Origin of the sequence: Thermodesulfovibrio sp. 1176 (assembly GCF_029946585.1) — a bacterium.
Lineage (GTDB): Bacteria > Nitrospirota > Thermodesulfovibrionia > Thermodesulfovibrionales > Thermodesulfovibrionaceae > Thermodesulfovibrio.
Genome location: NZ_JARZRZ010000003.1, coordinates 247803 through 269968 on the forward strand (window position 1 = coordinate 247803; position 22166 = coordinate 269968).

General features: G+C 32.0%; 22 protein-coding genes. 4 read left to right on the top strand and 18 right to left on the bottom strand.

Going from position 1 to position 22166, the window contains the following annotated elements:
• Positions 1 to 14: 14 nt before the first annotated feature.
• Genes QI155_RS07130 through QI155_RS07145 form a run of 4 tightly spaced genes read right to left on the bottom strand, consistent with a single transcriptional unit; the run spans position 15 to position 2136 of the window.
• The gene (locus QI155_RS07130) at positions 15 to 671 is read right to left on the bottom strand and encodes a cytochrome b/b6 domain-containing protein (RefSeq protein ID WP_068859159.1); all 657 of its coding nucleotides are present in this window, start codon (positions 669 to 671) and stop codon (positions 15 to 17) included.
• Positions 661 to 1638: a 4Fe-4S dicluster domain-containing protein gene (locus QI155_RS07135; RefSeq protein ID WP_281321346.1), complete on the bottom strand. Its 978-nt coding sequence runs from the start codon at positions 1636 to 1638 to the stop codon at positions 661 to 663. Before QI155_RS07135 ends, QI155_RS07130 begins: the two co-directional genes overlap by 11 nt.
• Positions 1639 to 1676: 38 nt before the next feature.
• Positions 1677 to 1859 carry a zinc ribbon domain-containing protein gene (locus QI155_RS07140; RefSeq protein WP_068859153.1) on the bottom strand — a complete coding sequence of 61 codons (183 nt, stop codon included), beginning with the start codon at positions 1857 to 1859 and terminating at the stop codon, positions 1677 to 1679.
• Between the two features lie 13 nt (positions 1860 to 1872).
• A complete protein-coding gene (locus tag QI155_RS07145; protein ID WP_068859150.1) occupies positions 1873 to 2136 on the bottom strand; it encodes a metal-sensitive transcriptional regulator in 264 nt (87 codons plus the stop codon).
• Between the two features lie 119 nt (positions 2137 to 2255).
• Between QI155_RS07145 and QI155_RS07150 the strand changes: the two genes are divergently transcribed.
• Entirely contained in the window at positions 2256 to 3164 is a 909-nt protein-coding gene (locus QI155_RS07150; RefSeq protein ID WP_068859297.1) for a selenium metabolism-associated LysR family transcriptional regulator, read from the top strand.
• Here QI155_RS07150 and pyk read toward each other — a convergent pair.
• From pyk to QI155_RS07190, 8 genes are read right to left on the bottom strand one after another with little or no spacing between them, the layout of a single operon-like run.
• Positions 3159 to 4577, bottom strand: a complete 1419-nt coding sequence (gene pyk, locus QI155_RS07155) for a pyruvate kinase (RefSeq protein WP_068859148.1) — start codon at positions 4575 to 4577, stop codon at positions 3159 to 3161. The two genes, QI155_RS07150 and pyk, sit on opposite strands and share 6 nt — an antisense overlap.
• A gap of 20 nt (positions 4578 to 4597) precedes the next feature.
• Positions 4598 to 6172: an L-aspartate oxidase gene (gene nadB, locus QI155_RS07160; protein WP_068859145.1), complete on the bottom strand. Its 1575-nt coding sequence runs from the start codon at positions 6170 to 6172 to the stop codon at positions 4598 to 4600.
• Positions 6173 to 7885: a type IV-A pilus assembly ATPase PilB gene (gene pilB / locus QI155_RS07165; protein WP_281321347.1), complete on the bottom strand. Its 1713-nt coding sequence runs from the start codon at positions 7883 to 7885 to the stop codon at positions 6173 to 6175.
• Positions 7886 to 7888: 3 nt separating this feature from the next.
• Positions 7889 to 8782, bottom strand: coding sequence for a methylenetetrahydrofolate reductase (locus tag QI155_RS07170; RefSeq protein WP_281321348.1), 894 nt, complete (start codon positions 8780 to 8782; stop codon positions 7889 to 7891).
• A gap of 3 nt (positions 8783 to 8785) precedes the next feature.
• Positions 8786 to 9436, bottom strand: coding sequence for a methylenetetrahydrofolate reductase C-terminal domain-containing protein (locus QI155_RS07175; protein ID WP_068861525.1), 651 nt, complete (start codon positions 9434 to 9436; stop codon positions 8786 to 8788).
• Entirely contained in the window at positions 9433 to 10293 is an 861-nt protein-coding gene (gene folD, locus QI155_RS07180; RefSeq protein ID WP_068861526.1) for a bifunctional methylenetetrahydrofolate dehydrogenase/methenyltetrahydrofolate cyclohydrolase FolD, read from the bottom strand. The genes QI155_RS07175 and folD overlap by 4 nt, the downstream gene beginning before the upstream one ends.
• Positions 10293 to 10859: a GTP cyclohydrolase I FolE gene (folE, locus tag QI155_RS07185; protein WP_068861527.1), complete on the bottom strand. Its 567-nt coding sequence runs from the start codon at positions 10857 to 10859 to the stop codon at positions 10293 to 10295. The genes folD and folE overlap by 1 nt, the downstream gene beginning before the upstream one ends.
• Complete coding sequence (locus QI155_RS07190) at positions 10852 to 11406, bottom strand: 5-formyltetrahydrofolate cyclo-ligase (RefSeq protein ID WP_281321349.1); 555 nt, start codon at positions 11404 to 11406, stop codon at positions 10852 to 10854. The genes folE and QI155_RS07190 overlap by 8 nt, the downstream gene beginning before the upstream one ends.
• A gap of 51 nt (positions 11407 to 11457) precedes the next feature.
• On the opposite strand from QI155_RS07190, the gene QI155_RS07195 reads away from it, so the two are divergent.
• Both QI155_RS07195 and argF read left to right on the top strand, forming a co-directional pair.
• Positions 11458 to 12663, top strand: a complete 1206-nt coding sequence (locus QI155_RS07195) for an acetylornithine transaminase (protein ID WP_068861529.1) — start codon at positions 11458 to 11460, stop codon at positions 12661 to 12663.
• Positions 12660 to 13565 (top strand): ornithine carbamoyltransferase, encoded by a 906-nt coding sequence (argF, locus tag QI155_RS07200; RefSeq protein WP_068861530.1) that lies wholly within the window; start codon positions 12660 to 12662, stop codon positions 13563 to 13565. The genes QI155_RS07195 and argF overlap by 4 nt, the downstream gene beginning before the upstream one ends.
• Here argF and murA read toward each other — a convergent pair whose 3' ends face one another.
• Complete coding sequence (gene murA / locus QI155_RS07205; protein WP_068861531.1) at positions 13566 to 14819, bottom strand: UDP-N-acetylglucosamine 1-carboxyvinyltransferase; 1254 nt, start codon at positions 14817 to 14819, stop codon at positions 13566 to 13568.
• A 38-nt stretch (positions 14820 to 14857) separates the two neighbouring features.
• On the opposite strand from murA, the gene QI155_RS07210 reads away from it, so the two are divergent.
• Entirely contained in the window at positions 14858 to 16966 is a 2109-nt protein-coding gene (locus tag QI155_RS07210) for a bifunctional (p)ppGpp synthetase/guanosine-3',5'-bis(diphosphate) 3'-pyrophosphohydrolase (protein WP_281321350.1), read from the top strand.
• Here the strand turns inward: QI155_RS07210 and QI155_RS07215 are convergent.
• The 5 genes from QI155_RS07215 to QI155_RS07235 form a co-directional block, all read right to left on the bottom strand.
• On the bottom strand, positions 16952 to 17551 hold the full coding sequence (locus QI155_RS07215) for an L-threonylcarbamoyladenylate synthase (protein WP_068861533.1): 600 nt from the start codon (positions 17549 to 17551) through the stop codon (positions 16952 to 16954). The two genes, QI155_RS07210 and QI155_RS07215, sit on opposite strands and share 15 nt — an antisense overlap.
• Positions 17529 to 19388 carry a DUF3488 and transglutaminase-like domain-containing protein gene (locus QI155_RS07220; RefSeq protein WP_281321351.1) on the bottom strand — a complete coding sequence of 620 codons (1860 nt, stop codon included), beginning with the start codon at positions 19386 to 19388 and terminating at the stop codon, positions 17529 to 17531. Before QI155_RS07220 ends, QI155_RS07215 begins: the two co-directional genes overlap by 23 nt.
• Positions 19369 to 20100, bottom strand: coding sequence for a DUF58 domain-containing protein (locus tag QI155_RS07225; protein WP_068861722.1), 732 nt, complete (start codon positions 20098 to 20100; stop codon positions 19369 to 19371). The genes QI155_RS07220 and QI155_RS07225 overlap by 20 nt, the downstream gene beginning before the upstream one ends.
• Positions 20101 to 20213: 113 nt before the next feature.
• Positions 20214 to 21143, bottom strand: coding sequence for a MoxR family ATPase (locus tag QI155_RS07230; protein ID WP_068861723.1), 930 nt, complete (start codon positions 21141 to 21143; stop codon positions 20214 to 20216).
• 30 nt (positions 21144 to 21173) lie between these two features.
• Positions 21174 to 22073 (bottom strand): manganese-dependent inorganic pyrophosphatase, encoded by a 900-nt coding sequence (locus tag QI155_RS07235; RefSeq protein ID WP_068861724.1) that lies wholly within the window; start codon positions 22071 to 22073, stop codon positions 21174 to 21176.
• Positions 22074 to 22166: the final 93 nt, after the last annotated feature.

A 22166-nucleotide genomic window follows, 5' to 3' on the forward strand; every position in this document is an offset into this window, starting at 1 on the left:
CTCTTTGCCTAAAATTAATGCATCTTAATTTTTTCATACCATATTGAATGTCTACGTTTAACATATTCTTCATCTATCCATCCTGTAAACATGCTTTTAAGAAGTGGCCAATTTGATTTAAATAAAAGAACTGTTCCAACATGCACAATAAAGGCAAACATAAATAAAAATCCTGTGAGAGTATGAATCAGCGTATTGATTGATTCCATAGTTGGCGATAGAACAATCCATTGAAGATTTTTGAGTATTTTTATAATTCCTGTAACAGTTAGAATTAAAATTATTAACCCAATACCAACATAGGCAATTCTTTGTTCAGGAAGATATTTATCTGACGGAGGTTCTTTCCCAATTCCAATCATTGCTGCAATAACTTTAATACTTTTAGATAAATCACCTTTTTTAGGCAACAGTCCGAAATCCTTTCTTAATCCATGATAAAAAATATGGAAAATTACTCCAGCTACAAAAACAACAGAGGCAATATAATGAACCATTGTTACATTGTAAAAATCTGAAGTCCATCCAAATCCAGGAATTTCGGTTATGTAATATCTTTTATAAAGGGGAAGACAGCCAAGTCCTGTAAAAAGTAATACTATTCCTGACAGAGCTATACTCCAGTGTTCAATAATTTCAATAAGGGTGTGTCTTTTTATTTTATTTTTCATCTGTCTCATCCTCCTTTTTTGTTTTATTAGAAGAAAGAGCTCCTATTACTGCTCCAATCATTGAAATAATTCCTGAAGATAAAACAATTTTACCAATAGAATTAAATTTTGACTCTATTTTATTTTCTACATTTACAGACATCTGAAATCTTTCTTTCTTTTCTTTTAAAGCCTTTTCTATTTTTTCAAAGGGGATTTTTGAAAGATAAAGTGTTGAAGTTCCTCCGTTTTGTTTGTCTCCATAAATGTAAAGCCCTTCTTCTTTGACTTTTTTATAAGCCAATTCATAAATAGCTTTTCTTTCACCAAAGGTAAAAACTGCCTGCTGTCCGAGTCTTTCCTTGCAAGCAATCACACAGGCTGGTTCTTCACCTTTTTTAATTTTATCTTTACATAGATCGCATTTATACATAACGCCACCACCTGCATATTTAGGAAGAATCTGTAAATATATTCCAACTCCGGCTTGTCTTTGTGGAATATGCCATGGGCAGACATCTCTGCATTTTGCTCCACCAAAGCAGAGTTTATCATTAATAACAGAGTTTCCCTCAGGTTGCTTTGTCAATGCTCCAAAAGGACACCCTCTAACACATGGTGGATTATCACAATGCATACATCTTCTTGGAATATTAATCTCCTGTCCATCAATATTTACCTTCTGAACAAAAATCCAGTTATAGGGAGTGAGTGTATCAAGTTTTTCTCTTTTGTCAGACCAGTCTTCATAGGTTTTTCTTGGCCAGTAAGGTTGAATTGGTTTTTGGGGTTCTGGAAATCTATTTTGATTGTACTGTCTACAGGCTTTTACACATCTTGGAACAGGTTCGTACTTGCATCCATCACATTTTGTAAGGTCTACAAGCACAGCATATTTGCCTTCTTTAGCTTCAACATCATTTCCTAAAATAAGGGAACCACAAACTGCTCCAGAAAAAGCCAAAAATCCTCTTCGTGATAGCTTCATTTTTACCTCCTTCGGCAAACTGCCGATTATCTTATTTTTCAACTACCTGCGTAATTAAAGGAATCGCAACTCACAGTATTAGTTATAAATGAAGAAACTAATCGATATGTTTGATTGCTTCCGCAGTTTGGACATTTTTCAGGTTCATCTCTTTTGTTCACTGATTTCAAAACCTGAAAAGTTATATTACACTGTTTACACTTATACTCATACAGTGGCATATTTTAACCCTCCTTACATTGAAGATATATAAGTTTTTATAACCTTTTCAATTTCCTTTTCAAGGTTTTCTACAGAATCTGCTTTACGTGTTAAACAGTCATTTAGATAATACATTACAATTAAAAATCCTGCTCCTTTTAAAGCTCCATTAATTGAAGCAAACTGAGTTATAATTTCTTCACAGGCTCTTCCACTTTCAATCATCCTTTGCAGTCCTCTAATCTGTCCTTCAATTCTTCTTAATCTTTGGATAAGTTTGGTTTTATCTTTTTCCATTATACCTAACCCCCCTATAAGTTTATTTTATAATAAAATAAATAGTATTATACTTGTCAAGTATTAAGGTATACTTTATCTTGCCTATTAAAAATTTTTATGCTAAAATAAATTTGCTAATGGAAGATCATAAATTAAAGGTATTTTGCACAGTAGCTGAAACAAAGAGTTTCTCTAAAACTTCAGAGATTATTCATCTTACGCAGCCTGCTGTTAGTCTTCAGATTCAGGCTCTTGAAGAATTATATGAAACTAAATTGTTTGATCGTTCTTCAGGAAGCATCACTCTTACTCCAGCAGGTGAAATACTTTATAAATATGCAAAGCAGATTTTAACCTTATATGCTGAGGCTGCTAAGGAAATAAGTAAAATAACTGGTTTAATAAAAGGATGTGTAAAAATTGGAGCTGGTACAACTGTTGGAAATTATATTCTGCCTGCGGTGGCTGTAGATTTCAAAAAAAGACATCCAAAGATTAGAGTAAGTGTATCAATTGGAAATGCAAAAAAAATTTTGGAAATGCTAAATTCAAGCATGATTGATTTTGGAATAATTTCGGAGATGCCGGGAAAAAGTAAATTTTCTGTTGAATCTATTATATCCGATGAATTGTGCGTAATTTGTTCTGCTGATCATCCTTTATGTAATCAAAAGTCAGTATCAATATATGATGTTGTAAAGGAGCCCTTTGTAATAAGAGAAGAAGGATCAAGTACAAGAGTAATAATAGAGAGATTTCTTGCTGAACATGGATTAAGTATTTCAGACCTTCATATTGCTCTTATATTAGGTTCAACAGGTTCAATTAAAGAAGCTGTGGAAAGAGGAATGGGGCTTTCTATTGTTTCTAAATGGGCAATTAGAAAAGAGGTTTCCTGTGGTAATTTGAAGATTTTAAAACTTAAAGAGGGAAAAATCAAAAGAGATTTTTATATTGTATTGCCTAAAAATTCAATTCTTTCACCTGCTGTAGAGGAGTTTATAACTTATATTAAAAATTATCCTTATAATGATATGCTTTTATAGAGAATCACCAATTCTATGAAGTCTTATGACATTTTTATTTCCCATAAAGGGAGAACTTGCTACAAAAACAACGGCGTCACCATCCATTGCGAGATTTAAACTTTTCAATTGTTTTTCTGTTTCCCTTAAAAAAGCATTATCAATAAAATCAATATTTTGTGGTATGTGCATAGGTATAACTGCCCATAGTAATGAAAGTTTCCTATAAACTTTATAATCAGGAGTAAAGGCAACAATAGGCATTTTAGGTCTTAATTTTGATATAAGTAATGCTGCGAATCCAGAATGAGAAAATACAACAATTGCTTTAGCATTTATATCTTGTGCTACTCTTACAGCACCTGATGCAATTGCTTCAGGAAAATAGTTACTTACTTTAAAAGATGGAAGGATTTTTTCTCCTAATCTTTCCTCTGTAAATCTAATAATTGAATCCATTGTTCTAACTGCTTCAACTGGATATTTACCAACTGTTGTCTCGGCAGAAAGCATCAATGCATCAGTACCATCAAGAACTGCATTTGCTACATCACTTGCTTCTGCCCTTGTTGGTCTTGAATGTTCTTTCATTGACTCAAGCATTTGTGTAGCAGTTATTACAATCTTCTTTTTTTGATTTGCCAATTCAATTAACATTTTTTGATATACTGGAACCTCCTCAGGTGATAGTTCAACGCCAAGATCACCTCTGGCAACCATGATGCCATCGCTTAATTCTAAAATCTCTTCTATGTTTTTCAGGGCTTCTCTTTTTTCAATTTTAGATATAATCGAAGGAAGTAGTATATTTTTTTCCTTAGCCCATTTTTTGATTTTTTCTATATCATGTCTATTTCTTACAAAAGAGATTGCAATATAGTCTACATCTATTTCAATCCCTAATAATAGATCCGCCTGATCTTTTTCTGTAAAAGAGCTTACTGTTGTTCTTGTAAAAGGGAGATTTACTCCTTTTTTAGATTTTAGTACTCCACCTTCAACAACAACTCCTATTAATCTATCTGATAGTTTTTCAATTATTTTTATCCTAAGAAGTCCGTCATCTATAAGAATTTCTTCTTCTGCTTTTACATCTTCTATTAGGGAAGGATATGAAATATAGAGCTTTTTTTCATTAGATAATTGATTTCCAGGAAATATTTCAATTGTTTGCCCTTCTGTTAATATTACCTCACCATTTTGTACCTCACCAATTCTTATTTTTATACCTTGTAAATCCTGGATAATACTTACTGCTTTGCCTAATTTTTCAGATTCCTCACGAATGATTTTGACTATTTTTCTAAACCAATCGTGATTTCCGTGCGAAAAATTTAATCTTGCTACATCCATTCCAGATAATATCATTTGTCTGATAGTTTCTCTTTGTTCAGATGATGGTCCAATTGTACAAACTATCTTTGCTCGACGCATAAAAATCCTCTCTTTATAGATTAAAAAACTTCGACTCTTTCATTTATATTTCTTACTCTTATATGTCTTTGCCAGTTTGGAAATTTTTCTTTATAGTCTGTTCTAAAATGGGCTCCAACACTATTTTTTCTTGCAAGAGCAGATTCTGTAATTATCAAACCTACTGTTATCATATTTTTAATTTCTATTGATAAAGGGTCAAAAAATAAAGAATTTGCAAATCTTTCATATAGAGAATTTATGATGGATTTTGCTATTTGTAAAGATTCAGCACACCTTATAACTCCAACTTTTTCCCACATTGTCTCCTTCAGAGTATTTTTTATACTTAACATTTCTGCTGAGTTAATATAATCTGGTTTACCTTTGATTTTAGTATCCTTTAAAAAATTAAATTTTTCAAATCCTTCTACATATTTTATTGCTCCATAGGCTGATCTATAACCATAGACAAGTCCTTCAAGTAAACTATTACTTGCTAATCTGTTTGCTCCATGAACGCCTGTGCATGCTACTTCACCAGCTGAAAACAAACCTTTTATATTAGTTGCTCCATCAATATCTGTTTCTACACCACCCATGATATAATGGGCAGCAGGAGACACAGGAATTAGCTGATTAGTTATGTCTAAATCATAATTCAAACATGTTGAATATATAGTTGGAAATCTTTTTTTTATAAAATCACTATCCAGATGGGTTATATCTAAGTAAACATAAGGGCTGTTTGTTCTTACCATTTCAGAAATTATAGCCCTTGATACTATATCTCTTGGAGCTAATTCTTTGAGGGGATGATAATTTTCCATAAATGTTTCTCCGAGAATATTTCTTAAAATAGCTCCCTCACCTCTCATAGCTTCACTAAGTAAAAAATTGGGAGCACCTTTTTTATAAAGAGCGGTTGGATGAAATTGAACGAATTCCATATCCTTCAGATATGCACCCGCCCGAAAAGCCATTGCCATCCCATCACCTGTAATGACTCTTGGATTTGTTGTTCTTGAATAGACTTGTCCGGCACCACCTGTTGCAAGCAATGTGGCTTTAGCAAAACATCTGATTATTTTAAAATCCTTTAATAGACAAGCTCCAAAACACTGATCATCTTCTATAATTAAATCTAATGCCATTGTAAAGGAAGCTTTTTTCACATTTTCTAAGGTAGAAACTTTATTTATTAAAACCCTTTCAATTTCTCTGCCAGTTGAATCACCATGGGCATGAAGTATTCTTTTTCGTGAATGAGCTCCTTCTAATGTGAATGCAAGTCTTGAGCCTTCTTTATCAAATTCTGCTCCCCAATTTATTAATTCAATGATACGTTCAGGTCCTTCAGTTACAAGAATTTTTACAGCTTCTTCATTACAAAGTCCGTCTCCTGCCTTTATTGTATCTTCATAATGGATACTTATTTCATCTTCATCACTGAGGGCAACTGCGATACCTCCTTGAGCATACTCTGTACTGCTTTCTGTAGGTAAATCCTTAGTTACAACTAAAACATTCCCTCTTTTTGAAAGTTCAATTGCTGCTCTTAAACCGGCTACACCACTGCCGATTATAAGATAGTCAGTGTATATGTCTTCAGACATTTAATCCTCGAAAGTAGCGCGCAGAACTTCTTTAATAGAAGTGATTCCTTGCATTATTTTATGAAGTCCGCTTCTTCTTAGAGTTAACATTCCTTCTTTAACAGCTTGCCTTTTTATATCTAAAGATGTAGCTCCTGTCAGAATCATTTCTTTTATTTCATCAGTTATTGGCATTACTTCATAGAGAGCTATTCTACCTTTGTATCCTGTAAGATTACATTCTGAGCATCCAACAGGCCCGTATATTTTTAAATTTTCTATTTCTGCCTCTGTAAAACCTAATTTTAACAGAGTTTCCTTTGAAACAGTTTCTTCTCTTTTACAGTGGGGACAAAGTTTTCTTACAAGTCTTTGGGCAACAACCAATAAAACAGAGGATGAAATTAAAAATGGTTCTATACCCATATTTATCAACCTTGTAATTGTACTTGGAGCATCATTTGTATGAAGAGTGCTTAATACAAGATGTCCTGTTAAAGCAGCTTTAACAGCAATTTCAGCTGTTTCAAAATCTCTTATTTCACCGACCATAATTATATCTGGATCTTGTCTTAAAAAGGATCTTAAGGCAGCTGCAAAAGTTAATCCAATTTCTTCTTTTACATGAACCTGATTTATTCCCTGAAAGCTATATTCAACTGGGTCTTCAACAGTCATTATATTTACTTCAGGTTTGTTAAGTCTCATTAAAGCAGAATAAAGGGTTGTGGTTTTGCCTGAACCAGTTGGACCAGTTACTAATATCATTCCATAGGGTTTTTCTAAGGCATCTAAGAAAAACTGTAAGGAAATTTCCTCAAATCCTAATTTTGTTAAATCAAGTTGTAAAGAACCTTTCTCAAGAATCCTTAAGACAACCTTTTCTCCATGAATTATTGGTAAAGTAGATACTCTGAAATCAACTTCTTTTCCTGAAATTGTTGCTTTTATCCTGCCATCTTGGGGGAGTCTTCTCTCTGAAATATCAAGATGAGACATTATTTTGAATCGTGTTGTCAAAGCACTTTTAATTTGAAGTGGTAAATTCAAAATATTATGTAAAACTCCATCAATTCTATATCTTACTGTTACTCCTTTTTCGTGGGGTTCAATATGAATATCACTTGCCTTCATTTTTATTGCGTCAAAAATAATTTTATTGGCAAGTTTTATTATAGGTGCATCTACTTTAATAGTTTCTTCTTCTTTTGTTTCTGATTCATCAATAGCTGTCATGTCTATAACAGCACTTTCAATTAGCTCATTGAAATTATCTGATTTTTTCTCTTCTTCTGCTGATTTTTTGTCTGCCTCATTTAAATACTGCATCATATCTGAGTATTTGGTAAGATATATATCCAAATTAAAACCAGTAAGAAGGAATTTTACATAGTCTATTGTTGTATTTGATGGATCGCAAATTGCTACCTTTACTGTGCTACTTTCTTTTCCAAAAGGAACTACTTTATATTTTTTCATAATTTCTTGGAGGATCAATTTAATAACCTGAGGATCTTTATCAATTTTTAAAATATTAATTAAAGGATACCCATAAATTTCACTTAGGGAGTTAAAGAGTTGCTCTTCATTAATGTATCCCAATTTCATCAATGCAGAGCCAATTTTGATTCCTTCTATTTTTTGAACTCTAACAGCCTGCAGGAGCTGTTCTTCTGTAATAACTCCCTTTTTAACTAAGTACTGCCCAAGTGATGTTGCACCAACAATGCCCATAACTTATATCTTTTTAATTTTAATATAATTTAATAAATTTTTCACTTCTTCAACCTTTGATATTGCCATTATATGAAATCCATTAGCAAGACCTTTATCTATTATACTTAAAATAATATTACTTGCAAATTCTATTCCAAATTTTTCAACATCGTTGTCATTTAAGGTATTGACTTTATCAATCAACCACTGTGGCACAACAACTCCTGGAATTTTCTCTGCGATAAATTGTAACATTTTTTTTGTTTTTATAATTATAATACCAACAATAATCTTTACGTTATTAAATTTATTCGCAAAATCCATAAATTGTTCGAGTTTTTCTAATTCAAAGATCATCTGTGTTTGAAAGAATTGAGCACCCATTTTTAGTTTTTGTTCAAATCTTTTAAGCTGAGGCAGGAGGGGGTCAACATTTGGGTTTACAACAGCTCCAATAAAGAAGTCAGTGTTACCATTAAGTTTATTTCCGTTGATGTCTAATCCATTATTAAGATTGTTTACTAATTTAATCAATAATGATGAATCAATATCATAAACTGCTTTTGCTTCTTTATGATCACCCCATACTGGATGATCCCCTGTCATTACGAGTAAATTTCTAATTCCTAAAGCATGTGCACCAAGCAGGTCTGATTGAATAGCAATTCTGTTTCGGTCTCTACAACTCATTTGTAAAACCGGTTCAAAGCCTAAATCCAAAGAAATCTTACAAGCTGACATTGAGCACATACGCATTTTTGCTGAAGGATTATCTGTAAAATTGACAGCATCTGTTAAAAATTTAAGTTCCTTTAATTTTTCAACAAGAGAAGTAACGTCAGGACCCTTAGGTGGAGTCATTTCAACAGTTATTACAATTTCACCTTCCATTAATTTTTTTCTAAGTTCTGTCAAAGTTTACTTCTCCTTTCCAGAGAATCTTGGTGAATTAGACTTTGACCAGTCTTTTGGCCCCAATAGACCATTATAAAAAGAATCAACAAGCCCTTTTTTTTCTAAAATATTATATGCAGTTATCCATGCGCATTTCATTTTTGGATTAACCTCACATTTTTCATCCTTATAACCACCACAGGGACCATTTAACATAGACTTTGGGCATAAAGTAACAACACAGACACCTGTAAAAATAAGATAACATTCACCACAGGCACGGCATTTCTCTTCAAATTCTCTAAATCGTCGCATATTACCTATAAATAAAGTATCATTTACAGGAATTACAGGTTTAGAATCAAAAAATTCAGTAATTGTCTGTGTACCCGCTCCACAGGAAAGAACCAGTATACATTGAGCTTCATCGATTACTTCCTTGTACTGTTTTAACTCTTTTTTTGTCCCCAAAATCTGACAACCTGTTTTTGCAATAAGCCAACCAGTTATTTTTTTATTTTGAGATTCAATCCATTCCTTTAACTTCAATATAGCCTCTTCACTTCCCGTTCCACATAGAGTTGCACACTCGCTACATCCAATTAGAAAAAAGGAGTTGAATTTATCTATATACTTGACAAGTTCTTTAATGTCCTTTTGTTTGGTAACAATCATGAGAGTAATCCTTTCTGAAGTTTTACAGCATGTAAAGTATTTTCCATAAGCATTGCAATAGTCATAGGTCCCACACCCCCAGGAACAGGAGTAATATAAGAAGCTTTTTGTTTTACAGAGTCAAAATCTACATCTCCTACGACTTTTCCATTATAGGTAACATTTATGCCAATATCAATTACAATCGCTCCTTCTTTAACCATATCTGCAGTGATAAACTGGGGTTTTCCTATTGCAACACATAGTATATCTGCCTTTTTTGTGATTTCTTCGAGATTTTCTGTTTTGCTATGACAAATAGTAACAGTTGCATTTCTTCTTAAAAGAAGTAAAGAAAGAGGTTTTCCAACAATAATACTTCTTCCAACAACCACAGCATTTTTTTTCTCTATTTGTATATCGTGAACATCAAGCATTTTTAATATTCCCTTTGGAGTGCAAGGAATAAAAAGAGGATTATCTGTAAGAAGTCTACCAAGACAGTAGGGGGTAAATCCGTCAACATCTTTAATTGGATCTATTTTTTGCAGTATTTTATTCTGGTTTAAATGATTTGGCAAGGGTAACTGAACAAGAATTCCATTTATCGACGGATTATTATTTAAATCGTCAATTAAATTTTCTAATTCCTCTTCTTCTGTATCATTAGGAAGTTTAAATAAAACACTCTCAATACCAAGTTCTTTGCAGGTTTTTTCTTTAAGGGAAACATATTTTTGAGATGATGGATTTTCTCCAACTAATATTACAGAAAGACATGGTTTAATACCTCTTTTTTGAAGTTCAAAGACTTCATACTTGATTTCTTCTTTTATAATTGAAGCTAAAAATTTGCCATTTAAAATATTTGTTTCCATTACTTCTCCTTTCTGTTAATTAGTTCCAGAGCTTCCTGTCTCGTTGCTTGACTTTTTCTAAAAATTCCTCTTACTGCTGAGGTGATTGTTTTTGCTCCTGGTTTTTTAACGCCTCTCATACTCATACAAAGATGTTCTGCTTCAATTACTATCATACATCCCTTTGGCTTCAGCTTTTCCATAAGTAGATTAGCTAATTGACTTGTAAGTCTTTCTTGAACCTGTGGTCTTTTTGCAAGATAATCTAAAGCCTTTGGAAGCTCGCTTAATCCAACAATCTTTCCATCAGGTATATAGGCAATATGAGCATAGCCAAAAAAAGGTAAAAGATGATGTTCACACATTGAATAAAAGGGAATATCTTTTATTAAAACCATCTCATCATGAGTTTCACCTTCGATACATTTCAATAAATCATCTTCAGCTGGAAGCAATCCTCTAAAAATTTCTTCATACATTTTTGCAATGCGTAAAGGAGTATCCTTTAGCCCAGGTCTTTCAGGTTGCTCTCCTATCCCTTCCAAAATAAGTTTTACTCCATCTTCAATTTTTTTTCTGTCAAACACAGTTTATCACCCTTTCATCTGTAATTATAAAATCTAATTTTTTATCATGCTTGTCAATTGGAATTTCATTTATAATCTGTTCTTCATAGGCTAAACCAACTGCAAGTCCTGTTTTTTTTGATAGAAGTTTATCATAATATCCACCACCATATCCGATTCTATAACAATTTCTATCAAAGGCTAATCCAGGCACTACGATTACTTCTATATCATTTAAAGAAGCCTTTTTTTCAGTGCATGGCTCTAAAATTGATTTGTATCCCTCTGATAATTCTTTTAAACTTTCTATCCAATACAAATCTAAAGATTTATCCTTTTCATTTACTTTTGGAAAGGCTGTTTTTATTGAAAGTTTTTTACATAATTCAAAAATTTTCCATGTATCAACTTCACTTCCAAAAGATGCATAAAGAAGTACAGATTTGAAACTGTTATTTTCTAAAAAATCCAAGAATTTCGAAGCAATTTTCTCATCTTTTTGTTTTTTTTTAGTTATTTCAATGTTATTTCTAATCTCTATCATTCTTTTTCTTAACACCCTTTTCATTAATCTAAAATTATACCATTAAATAACTAATTTATGGTATTATAAAGCTTTATGGAAGACAGGGAAATTATAGCTAAAACTGACAAGTTATTCATGCCTACATATGCAAGATATCCTATTGTTTTAAGAAAGGGAAGGGGAGTAAGAGTTTGGGATGTAAATGGAAAGGAATATATTGACTTTCTTGCTGGGATTGCAGTAAATGTGCTTGGTCATTGTCCAAGAAAGGTTGTTATGGTTATACAAAAACAGGCCCAAAGATTAATTCATGTTTCAAATCTTTACTATACAGAACCCCAGTTAAAACTTGCTGAGATTTTAATTAAAAATTCCTTTGCAGACAGAGTATTTTTATGTAATTCAGGCACCGAAGCAAATGAAGGTGCATTAAAACTGGCAAGAATCTACATGAAAAATAAATTCGGTAATGAAAGATATGAATTTATATCAGCTAAAAATTCTTTTCATGGAAGAAGTTTTGGAAGTCTCTCGGTAACTGGTCAGGAAAAATATCATTATGGTTTTGAACCTCTACTTGAGGGAGTTAGATTTGTTCCTTTTAATGATGCTAAAGCAATTGAAAATGCTATATCAGATAAAACCTGCGCGGTTATTCTTGAGCCAATTCAAGCTGAGGGAGGAATTTATGTTCCAGATAAAGATTATCTAAGGAAAGTTCGAGAAATCTGTGATAAAAATGGGATTCTTCTCATTTTTGATGAGGTTCAAACAGGAATAGGAAGAACAGGTAAATTATTTGCTTATGAGCATTATGGAATTGAGCCAGATATAATGACTCTTGCAAAAGGGCTTGGAGGAGGAATCCCAATAGGTGCAATACTTGCAAAAGATGAAATAGCTCAAGCTTTTGTCCCAAAAACCCATGCTTCTACTTTTGGTGGAAATCCTGTTGCTTGCGCTGCTGCGGTAGCAACTTTGGAGACAATTCTTGAGGATGGATATCTTCTTGAGTATTGTCAAAGAATATCGAAGTATTTCTTTAAAAAGTTGAATACATTAAAGGAAAAATATTCAGAATTTATTAAAGAAATAAGAGGTTTGGGGCTTTTAATTGGAGTAGAATTTCTACAGAATGTAGATCCATTAGTTAAAAAATGTATGGAAAAAGGACTATTAGTAGGAACTGCAGGTAATGGTTCGGTTTTAAGATTTACTCCCCCTTTAATAATTGAAAAGGATGATATTGACGAGGCTATTTCTATTCTTGATAAAGCAATTAAGGAGGGACTGTTGTGAAAAGAGATTATCTAAGGGTATCAGATTTAAATAAAGAAGAATTTACATATCTAATAAAAAGAGCTATTGATTTTAAAGCTAATAGAGGTTTTTCAAAAAATTCTTTACCAGGTAAAAGTATAGGAATGATTTTTGAAAAACCATCAACAAGAACAAGAGTATCCTTTGAAGTAGCTATATATCAGCTCGGTGGATATCCTGTGTATCTTAGTCCCAGAGAATTACAACTTTCAAGAGGAGAGACAATAAAAGATACTGCCCAGGTGCTTTCAAGATATCTTGATGCAGTTGTAATTAGAACTTTTTCACATAAGACAATTGAGGAGTTTGCAAAATGGTCAACAATTCCAGTAATAAATGCATTAACTGATGAACATCATCCTTGTCAGGCATTGGCAGATATGATGACAATTATTGAAAAAAAGAGAAAACTTCAAGGAATTAAGCTGACATTTGTAGGAGATGGCAACAATGTGGCAAATTCTTTAATTGAGGCAAGTGCTTTGGTTGAAATTAAGATAAATATTGCAACTCCTGAAGGATGCGAACCTTTAATGGAAATTATTGAAAAAGCAAAAACATTTACAGAAGTGGAAATTTTTCATGATCCTCAAGAAGCAGTCAAAGATGCTGATGTAATTTATACCGATGTATGGTTAAGCATGGGTGAAGAAGAAAATATTAAAAAGAAAGAAAAATTCAAGGGTTTTCAGTTAAATACAGAATTACTTAAAAAAGCAAAATCAGATGCAATTGTTATGCATTGTCTTCCAGCTCATAGAGGAGAAGAAATAACAGATGAAGTTCTTGATAGTCCTCAAAGTGTGGTGTTAGACCAAGCAGAAAATAGGCTTTACACTGAAAAAGCAATTTTGGAGTTTTTACTTACTTTAAAAAATTAATTATTTAATTCTTTTTATTTTTGCACCAAGAGAAATTAATTTTTCATCTAAAGATTCATAGCCTCTGTCAAGATGATATATTCTATCAATAATGGTTTCACCTTCTGCAATCAATGCAGCTATTACAAGAGATGCAGATGCTCTTAAGTCAGTAGCCATAACGGGTGCGCCTTTTAATTTCTTTACACCCTTCACCGTAGCGGTGTTTCCTTCAACAGATATATCTGCACCCATTCGTCTTAATTCAGCAACATGCATAAATCTATTTTCAAAAATTGTCTCTTTTATCACAGAAGTTCCACTTGCTATTGACATCATTGCCATAAACTGAGCCTGCATATCAGTAGGAAAACCAGGATATGGCATAGTTTTAATATCAACAGGTCTGGGTCTTTTTGGTCCCTTAACTTTTAATCCTTCCTCTGTTTCTATAACTTCTATTCCTGCATCTTTCATTTTTAAAATAATTGCTTCGAGATGTTCAATTTTACATCCCTTAAGTAATATTTCTGAACCACAGGCTCCTGCTATTGCCATGAATGTACCTGCTTCTATTCTGTCTGGGATAATTTCATAATGAGGTGGAGGATTTAATGTCTCAAGTCCTTCTATTTCAATATTACTTGTGCCTGCTCCTTTTATTTTGGCTCCCATTGCTAAGAGATAATTGGCAAGGTCAACCACCTCAGGTTCTTTCGCTGCATTTTCTATTATTGTTAATCCTTTTGCTAAAGTAGCAGCCATCATAAGATTTTCTGTTCCAGTTACGGTTGGAATATCAAAGTAAATCTTTGTTCCTTTGAGTCTATTGGCTTTTGCAATAATGTATCCTTCTTTTAGTTCTATCTTTGCTCCCATCTTTTCAAGTCCCTTTATATGTAAATTTACAGGTCTTGCTCCAATTGCACATCCCCCAGGCAGTGATACCTTAGCTTTACCAAATCTTGCTAAAAGAGGACCGAGAACTAAAATTGATGCTCTCATAGTTTTTACAAGGTCATAGGATGCCTCAAAATTACATATTTTTTCAGTATCAATAAAACATTTATTGTTTTCAATTGAAACTTGAGCTCCCATTCTTCTTAATAGTTCTGCCATTGTATATACATCTCTTAGTTTAGGGATTCTTTTTAAAATATGTTGTCCCTGTGCAAGAAGGGTGGATGCCATAATTGGAAGAGCAGAATTTTTTGCTCCGCCTATTGTAACCGAACCTTTTAAAGGCGTTCCACCAAAAATTAGTAGCTTATCCATGATAAATATATTAAACTAAAAATGGAGGATATTTAAATATGTTAACAATTGAAGATTTGATTAATAAAGTTTTAAAGTATAGGCCTAAGGCAAATATTGAACTTATCAGGAAGGCTTATATTTTTTCAAGAGAAGCTCATTGCGCTCAAATTAGAAAGGAAGGCATTCCATATATTTATCATCCTTTAGCAGTAGCTGATATTCTTGCAGATATGAAACTTGATTCAGCTACTATTGCAGCAGGACTTCTTCATGATACAGTTGAAGATGCTGATATGACCATTGATGATATAGGTGATATGTTTTCTCCAGAAGTAGCCTTTCTTGTTGATGCTGTTACAAAACTAAGTAAACTACAATTTTCAACAGTTGAAGAAGCAAAGGCTGAAAATTTTCGCAAAATGTTTCTTGCTATGTCAAAAGATATAAGGGTTATTTTAATAAAATTTGCAGACAGACTTCATAATATGAGAACCATTGAATTTTTACCTCCTGAAAAACAGAAAAGAATAGCATTAGAAACGCTTGAAATATACGCACCTCTTGCAAATAGGTTGGGTATTGGATGGATGAGAAATGAATTTGAAGATCTTTCTTTTAAAGTTTTATATCCTGAAGAGTATGAAGACCTTATAAAAAAAGTAGCAAAAAGAAAGGAAGAACAACAGGAATATATAAATAAAATTATCAGTATACTTTCAGAAAAATTAAAAGAAATGAATATTCCTATTAAAATTTTTGGAAGGGTTAAACACTACTACGGTATATATCAAAAAATGATTAAACAAAAAATACCCTTTGAACAGGTCTATGACGTTATAGGAATCAGAGTAATTACAGACACGGTTCCACATTGTTATGATATCCTTGGCGTGATTCACTCTCAATGGACACTTATTCCTGGAAGATTTAAAGATTTCATAAGCCTTCCCAAATCTAATTACTATCAGTCTCTTCATACTACAGTTATTGGTCCTGGTGGAGAAAGAGTAGAATTTCAAATAAGAACTGAGGAGATGGATATTATTGCTGAAGAAGGTATTGCAGCTCACTGGAGATACAAGGAGAGAAAGGATTTAAACGAAAGAGAAACTAAAATTGTTGCATGGTTAAGGGAATTGATAAAAGAAATTTCAGACCCAAAAGAATTACTTGATGCAGTAAAAGCTGAAGTAATACCAGATACAATTTATGCATTTACTCCAAAGGGTGATGTAAAAGAACTTCCAGTAGGAGCAACTCCTGTTGACTTTGCCTATGCTATACATTCTGAAGTTGGTGCCCATTGTGCAGGAGCAAAGGTGAATGGAAGAATAGTCCCACTTAATTATCAGCTTCAAAGTGGAGATGTTGTAGAAATCATAACAAGTCCCCATCAAAAGCCAAGAAAAGATTGGCTCCAATTTGTAGTTACTCAAAGAGCCAAAAATAGAATAAAACATTATTTAAGACAGGAAGAAAGACAGCAGGCAATTAATATAGGGAAACAACTTTTTGAAGCCGAATTACGAAAACATGGTATATCAAGCTCAATTCTTAAGTCAGATAAAGTAGATAATGTTTTACAATCCTTTAGCGTTCAATCTTTAGAAGATCTTTATTTCCTAATAGGACATGCTAAAATTTCTGTTCACCAAGTTATTAACAAATTAGTTCCAGAAAGTGAGAGAGAAGAAATAACTACAATTAAAAAACCAGCAGAAAGAAGAGATAACAAACAGTTTATTTCTCTTAAAGGTGTTGATGAGGTTTTGTATCATATTGCAAAGTGTTGTATGCCTGTGCCTGGAGATGATATTATTGGATTTATTACAAGAGGAAAAGGTATTTCTGTCCATAGAAAGGACTGTGAAAATATTAAACATCTGGAAAAAGAAAGATTAATCGAGGTTTTTTGGACATCCGATGGTTCTTCAAAGGTACAGACAAAAATAAGTTTAGAATGTTTAGATAAAGCTGGAATTCTTGCAAATCTTACGGGTTTACTTTCAGCAAACAATGTAAATATTACTGCAGTAAAGGCAAATTCTACATCTGATAAAAGAGCATTAATTGAGTTCACTATAGAGGTTAAAGACAGAAATCATCTATCAGATATAATTAATAAAATAAATCAAATACCTGAAGTTCTCTCAATAAAAAGATAAATCTATATCAATAGCACCTTTTCTAATTATTTTTGGAGGAGTTATCGTAACATCTACTATAGTGGAAGGTATTCCTTGTAAACTTCCACCATCAATAAAGAGAGTAATATCACTTTTTTCAAAATATTTCAGAACTGTTTCAATATCAGAAGCAGCTGGATAGCCAGAAATATTGGCAGATGTGGCAGTTATAGGGAAAGGGGAATTTTTGATTAATTCTAAAGCAAAGGACTCTCCTGGCATTCTTACAGCTACAGTTTTATTTGATGTAATTTCCTCTGGTAATCCATCTTTAGCAGGAAGAATCAAAGTTAAAGGTCCTGGCCAATATTTTTCAATTAATTTTTGTGCCAATGGAGGAATTGAAGAAACTAATAAATCTAAGTGATTTAAATTTATAATCAAAGGAAAAGTTTTTTCAGAAGGTCTATTTTTTATTTCAAAAACTTTTTTAAGCAGTTTCTTATTGTCATACTTAACGCCTATACCATAAAGAGTCTCTGTAGGATAAATTATTATTCCATCCCTTTCAAGTATTTTAATTACATCGACTATTTTTACATCACTTGTTTTTAATAATTTCATTGATATTCTCCAAAATTTTGTTAAAAAGTTTTAAATCCTGTCTTTTTAGATCTTGGTCTTTAAAATATATTTTATAATAAATTTCAACAAAATTAAGAGCTTTTTCTTTTAATCTTTTGTCCTGTATTCTAAGAACAAAATCTTCCAGTCCTTCATTAGATAATCGCTCATAACCAGCCTTTCTCATAAGATTTAAAAATTTATTTAATGGTTTCTTTTTTTCTTGATAAATTCTGAGTATTTTAAATGAAGCAAGTATTAATATTAAAGTAAAAGCAATATAGAGATATTTTTTATTTAACCTTATGTCAGGTTTTTTTATAGCAGTGGCAAGTTTTATCTGGGCTTTATAATCGTAATTTATAATAACATTATGCCATATATAGTCAAGTATGTTGAAAATAACAGGTTCAGTAACTCTAATTTGTCTTGTTCCTGATGGGTCAAATCTTTCCCACTGTCCTTTTATCCAGGCTTCAACCCATAAATGGGCATCTGATGCTCTTATTATATAGTAGCCTCCGAAAGGATTATAACTGCCTCCTCTAAATCCTCCTACAACCCTTGCAGGAATTCCTTTAATGCGAAGCATAAGAGCCATAGAGGTTGCAAAATACTCACAGTTTCCTTTTTTCGTTTTAAAAATAAAATCTTCTACCGGATTTTCTCCCTTTGGAAGAACTTTCAAAGAGTACTCATAGTTTCCAAGAAAAGCAAGTATTTTATTGATTATTTCCCTTTCATCTTTAGCCTCTGATGTTATGTTTTCAGTTAGTGATTTAAATTTTTCAGAAATTAATTTCGGAATTTGAAGATAAATTTTTGATGGTTCACTTTCATATAAATTAAAGTTTAAATAAGATTCGGCAGTATATTTTAAAGTTTTATCAATTGGTGATTCTGTTTTATATACTCCAGGATACTCTAAAATAAGATTTCGTAAAAAAACAATAGATGGAAAATCAAGGACAGCAATGTAGTTTTCAAAGGATGGTTCAAATAAAACTGTATATCTGATTTTTTCACCGGTAACCGTTGGTTTTAAGTTTAAATTTTCTTTTTTAATCCATTTTGTACCATCAAAGGTATCAAAGGTTATCATTCTCCAATACAACTGATTATCTTGAATTCTGTTCATTGTAATCCTCATTACTACAGTTCTGTCTTCTTCTATAGAAGCTACACTTCCAAGATTTACTGTTGATGTAAATCCTGTTTTTGCCTTTGTTAATCCTATGTCAAGTAATGGATAGGGAGTTCTTGGTAAAAAGAAGAAAAAAAGAAAACTCAAAGGTATGGAACAAATAGTTATTATAAGTGCATATCTTAATAATTCGACCAGAATTTTCCTTTCAATAAAAGTATGAGAAGTTTCTTTTGTATAGGTAATGATTAAAATAGAAAATACAGTTAAAATGAGTATTAGACATACTCTTATTAGAAAAACCCATGATATATCAAAAAGAGTTGAGGCTACTAAAAGAAGCATTGAAAGAAGATAAATCTGAAAATATTCTCTTAATGTTTTTTTACCTAATAATCTTATAACTGTGATTAATGTTAAAGCCTCTGTAGAGGGTAAAACAATATCCTCAATAGAAAAACCTAAAAAAGGATAAATCAACAAAATTACTGAAATTATATTTATTAGCCATTGATTTATAGTTTTTCCCTTAAAATAAAATAATATGCTAAGCAAAAATATGAAGAAAGAGAGTAATATTGTTGTATTTGATATATAAGAAACAATACCTAACAGGGCAATAAAAACTGTGGATATAGAAAAGATAAAGAGTAAATTGTCGGTTTTTATTTCTCTAATAAACAGAGAGAGCATAAAGAAGTTTCCTTATATGAGTTGGTCTTAAATCGGGTTTATAAACAGTATTGTCTATTTTCAATCCAATTGGTATACCTTTTTTTGAAAGACTAAGGATAGCATAGGTTGTTTTACTAATTTTTTGTTCAATATCTCCCTGGAAATCTGTTAATTTTAAAATTACAGGATTACCTCTGTATGGAGAAAATTCCTTAGTCATTAGTTCTGAAGTTTTAGCAGTAGCTTTCCAGTGAATATATTTAAGAGGGTCTTGAATACTGTATTCTTTTACTCCTGTAATCTCACCTTCAAAAGAACTACCCCTTGTTAAAGTTGTCTCTAACTTTGTTTTGCCCTCATTTAATAGATTAGAAAAATCACATTTAATAGGTTTTGGAAAAACTATTACCTCATAATCAATGGGTAATCGGAGAATTCTTTTAAAAAAATAAAAGGGAAAATAGGAAGATACAAAGATTTCTGAAATTTTTATCTTCCCTCTTTTTTGAAATATTACAGGTAAATTAACAAGAATTTTATCTTTAACAAAAGGTAAAATGATTTCATTATCCTCTAACCTTATTCTTATCAAAAAGCAGGGAAGAAAATATTTATTTTTTAATTCAATTTTTATATATCCTGGTGTCTGGGCAAATATATCGTTATGAGACAATAAAAAAATTTGAATATTTTTTAAATTAAAAAATGACAAAAAGCCACTTAAAGCCATTAAACTCAAAAGAAATGCAAGAACTATAAAAACTAAATTATTTCCTGTATTTACTGCAGCAAAACCAATAAATAATGTAACAACTATAAATATCCATCCTGTATTTGTTATTTTTACGGAGGGACTGAAACTCCTTCTAAAATTGATAATATCACCTCTTCCTTAGATAATGAATCATCTTTGAGAATTATTCTATGGGGTGTTACAAAGGGTATAATATCCTTAACATCTTCAGGAGCAACATATTCTCTGTTTTTGAAGTAGGCATTCGTTTTTGAAGTATATGTTATTGCCAAACCAGCTCTTGTTGAAAGCCCTAAAAGTATTCTTTTGTCTTTTCTTGTTAATTCTATGAAATTAATAATCCAGTTAATTATTTTATCGGATATGTAAATTTGTCTTATTTCATTTTGAGTTTTTATTATTTCTTCTTTGTCAATTACAGATTCAAGTTTATAAAGCTCTTCTCTTGAGCTTCCTTTTTTAAGAATTTCTTTTTCAGCTTCATAACTTGGATAGCCGATGCTTATTTTTAACATAAATCTGTCAAGTTGTCCTTCTGGAAGTGGAAAGGTGCCGTAAAATTCAATAGGATTTTGAGTTGCTATAACAAAAAAAGGTTTTGGAAGTTTATATGTAACTCCGTCAACAGTTACTTGTTCTTCTGCCATTGCTTCAAGCAATGCCGATTGAGTTTTTGGAGTAGCTCTGTTTATTTCATCGACTAACACTATATTATTGAAAATAGGTCCTGGTTTAAATTCAAATTCTCCAGTATTTTTATTGTAAATAGAGAGTCCTGTTATATCAGTTGGCAGTAAATCATTTGTGCATTGAATTCTTCCAAAGTTTAATGCTAATGTCCTTGATAAAGCAATTGCCAATGATGTTTTACCAAGTCCAGGTAAATCTTCAATTAAAATATGTCCCTTTGAAAAGATTGATATTAGACAGAGAATTATTGCTTTTTCTTTTCCATGAAGACAGCTTTGAAGATGATTGATTATCTTTAATATTTTTTGATTTTTTACTTTTTCAATCATATAGAGGGGGACAAAGCCCCCTCTTTTATTTTAACCTTCCATGTAAACCTTTTCAACTGGAGGTGCAACTTGTTTTTTACGGGACATAACTCCAGGAAGCCATACAGAAGGACCAGATACTTCAACATTGAATGCTTTTTTAATTACATCTGCATTTCCAGAATAGTAAAGTTCTGTTCCTTCTTTTATTATATCTGTAGCCATAAAAATGACCATATCATAACCTTTAGAATTTTTAAGATCATTTAGATAGGCTATAAACTCATCTTTGCGTTCATAAACTTCTTCAATATCTATAACTTCTGTTTGTCCAATTCCAACTTTTTTACCCTTAAAGTCATAATCTTTGAAATCTACATGAACAACATCGGCTATTGGTTTGCCCTTTATGCTTGCCTTTGCCTTTTTGATATCAACTCCAAATTTTGTGATATCTGATATGCCTGCTACTGCTGCCAATTCCTGAGCAACTTTTTTGTCTTCTTCTGTAGTAGTTGGAGATTTAAATATTACTGTGTCAGAAAGAATTGCGCTGAGGAGCAATCCTGCATAAGTTTTATTTGCTTTTACTTCGTTTGAGAACATCTTTGCAATAACTGTTGCTGTACTACCAACAGGTTCAACATGAATAAAAATTGGGTCAGGATAGTTGAAGTTCATCTTGTGATGATCAATGATTTCGAGAATTTTTTCTGCTCCATCAACTCTTTGACCAGGCTCATTGTGGTCAACAAGAACAAGTGTTTTCCCTGCAGCATTTTCTAAAATCTCTGGCGCTGGAACTCCAAACTGTTTTAGCACAAACTCTGTTTCCTCATTAATTGGTCCTGCTACAGCTGCTTTGTAACCTTTAATACCTGCATAAACAATTGCTGAACAGACTGTGTCTGTGTCTGGTGCCTTATGGCCAATTACATAAATATCACTCATTTTCCCCTCCTAAACAAATTTTTTTAAATTGTAAAATTTTGACAATTTCACACTTAAAATGTCAAGAAAAAACCCATTAAAATTTAAAATAGA